The sequence below is a fragment of the Aquabacterium sp. genome, from assembly GCF_035476535.1.
Taxonomy (GTDB): domain Bacteria; phylum Pseudomonadota; class Gammaproteobacteria; order Burkholderiales; family Burkholderiaceae_C; genus Pseudaquabacterium.
This window is the reverse complement of the sequence record NZ_DATILJ010000131.1, coordinates 1-2,278: the sequence shown is the minus strand read 5'-3', so window position 1 is coordinate 2,278 and position 2,278 is coordinate 1. Positions and strand designations below refer to the sequence as shown.

Annotated in this window: 3 protein-coding genes; all 3 read right to left on the bottom strand. The window is 70.5% G+C overall.

The window, feature by feature from the left end; genetic code table 11:
- Positions 1 to 809, bottom strand: an 809-nt coding sequence (locus tag VLK61_RS13145; protein ID WP_325421852.1) for an acyl-CoA dehydrogenase family protein, incomplete at its 3' end; no start/stop codon positions are given.
- A gap of 27 nt (positions 810 to 836) precedes the next feature.
- Positions 837 to 1,838, bottom strand: coding sequence for a fumarylacetoacetate hydrolase family protein (locus VLK61_RS13140; RefSeq protein WP_325421854.1), 1,002 nt, complete (start codon positions 1,836 to 1,838; stop codon positions 837 to 839).
- A 46-nt stretch (positions 1,839 to 1,884) separates the two neighbouring features.
- Positions 1,885 to 2,278: VOC family protein (locus VLK61_RS13135; protein ID WP_325421850.1), on the bottom strand; the 394-nt coding region annotated here is incomplete at its 5' end.

Here is a 2,278-nt window from a genome sequence, read left to right as displayed (position 1 = left end):
GTGGCCGCTTCCAGCCGCAGCACGCAGGTGGCGCTGCCCTTGATGCCCAGCTTGTGTTCCAGGCCGTCGCAGTGCACGGCGTTGCGGCTGCCGTCGGGCAGGATCTTGGGCGCCAGGAACAGCGTCAGGCCCTTGCTGCCGGGCGGCGCATCGGGCAGGCGCGCCAGCACCAGGTGCACGATGTTGTCCGTGAGGTCATGCTCGCCGCCGGAGATGAAGATCTTGCTGCCGCTGATCGCAAAGCTGTCGTCGCCGCAGGGCACGGCGCGGGTGGCGATGCGGCCCAGGTCGGAGCCGGCCTGGGCTTCGGTGAGCGCCATCGTCGCCAGCCACTCGCCGCTGACGAGCTTCGCCAGGTAACGCTCGCGCAGTGCCGGCGAGCCATGGCGATGCAAGCATTCGTAGGCGCCGTGCAGCAGCCCGGCGTACATGGTCCAGCCATGGTTGCAGGCAGCCAGCATCTCGTACAGCGCGGCGTTCAGCACCTGCGGCAAGCCCTGGCCGCCACAGTGCGCGTCGCAGGCCAGCGCCGGCCAGCCGGCCTCGACGAAGGCCTGGTAGGCAGCGCGGAAACCCGGCGGCGTGCGCACCTCGCCCTCCTGCAGCGTGCAGCCGGCCAGGTCGCCGCTCGCATTGAGCGGTAGCAGCACCTCGCGCGCAAAGCGGCCGGCCTCGTCGATCAGCTGGCGCGACAGCTCGGCATCGCTGTGCGCCAGCGCCGGCAGTCGGGCCCATTGCGCCGGCAGCTCCAGCAGTTCCTCGATCACGAAGCGCATGTCGCGCCACGGGGCGTGGTAGTCCCAGCTCATGGTTTCACCCTCATCGGTCGATCCTCGTCATTCATCCATCGCCGATTGGACCACCACGCGCTGGTCGATCGCGCCGAACAGGCTGTGGCCCTGCCCATCGCGCACCTCCAGGCGCACGCGGTCGCCGTGTTTCAGGTAGGGGTGCAGGTCTTCGTCAGGCACACCAGCCAACATCTGGCGCACACGCGCCTCGGTGATGCAGGCGTTGCCGCAAGCCGGGTCGGCATTGCTGATGGTGCCGGCGCCGACGATGCTGCCGGCGCTCAAGCGTCGGGTGCGCGCCAGATGGGCGAGGATCTGGCCGAAGTGGAACACCGTCTCCTGGCCGGCGTCGGGGTGGCCGAACCACTGGCCGTTGAGTTCGATGTGCACCGGCAAGTGCAGCATGCCGCCGCGCCAGTGCTCGCCCAGCGCGGCGGTGGTCAGCGCCAGCGGTGCGAAGCTGCTGGCCGGCTTGCTCTGGTAGAAGCCGAAGCCGCGCGCCAGCTCCGCCGGGATCAGCCCGCGCAGCGAGACATCGTTGAGTAGCACCACCAGGGCGATGCAGTCCAGCGCCGCTTCTGCGCTGGTGCCCATCGGCACATCGGTGGTGATGACGGCGATCTCGGCCTCGAGGTCGATGCCATGGGCCTCGTCGCGCGCCACGATGTGCTCGCTCGGGCCCAGCATCACGTCCGAGCCGCCCTGGTAGACCAGCGGCTCGTCCTCGTAGCGCGGTGGAATCGGCTCGCGCCGCCACTGGTAGATCAGCCGCGCATGGTTGCGGTAGACCGAGGCATCGGCCCACTGGTAGGCGCGCGGCAGCGGCGCACGGCAGGCTGTGGCGTCGAAGCGTTCGGCGCCGGACCAGGCCGTGGCCTCGAGCGCCTGTTGGCGGGCATGCAGGCGCGGCGCCAGGGCCGGCCAGTCGTCCAGCGCGGCCTGCAGCGTGCGGGCGATCTGCGGCACCGCGGCGCAGCGCTGCTGCGCGGTATCGACCAGCACCAGTTGGCCGTCGCGGGTGCCGTCGGCGCGGGTCGCGAGACGCAGCGCCAGTGGCGCCGCCGATCCGGGCCGTGGCCGTTGTGAGATGGCTTCAGACGGCTGCACGGCGGCTCGCTTTCTCAGCCGTCCAGGCGGCCAGGTCGGCATGGGCCGTCTGCGCAAAGCCTTGCACCGTGGCCGCAGCAGCCACCTCCACCGTCAGCTCGAGCCGCAGCCCGTTGGGGTCGAAGAAGTAGATCGAGTGGATGTAGCCGTCGTGGTCGACGATGCCGATCACCTCGACGCCCCGCGCCTGCAGCCGTGCCTGCATCGCGACCAGGTCGTCACGGCTGGCCACGCGCAGCGCGATGTGGTTGACCCAGGCGGGGGTGTTCGGGCTGGGCTCGGCGGCCAAGTCGTCGCCGAGGTCGAAGAAGGCGATGCACCCGCCGTCGGCCATGCGGAAGAACAGGTGCACGTAGGGGCAGAACTCGCCGGTGCTGGGC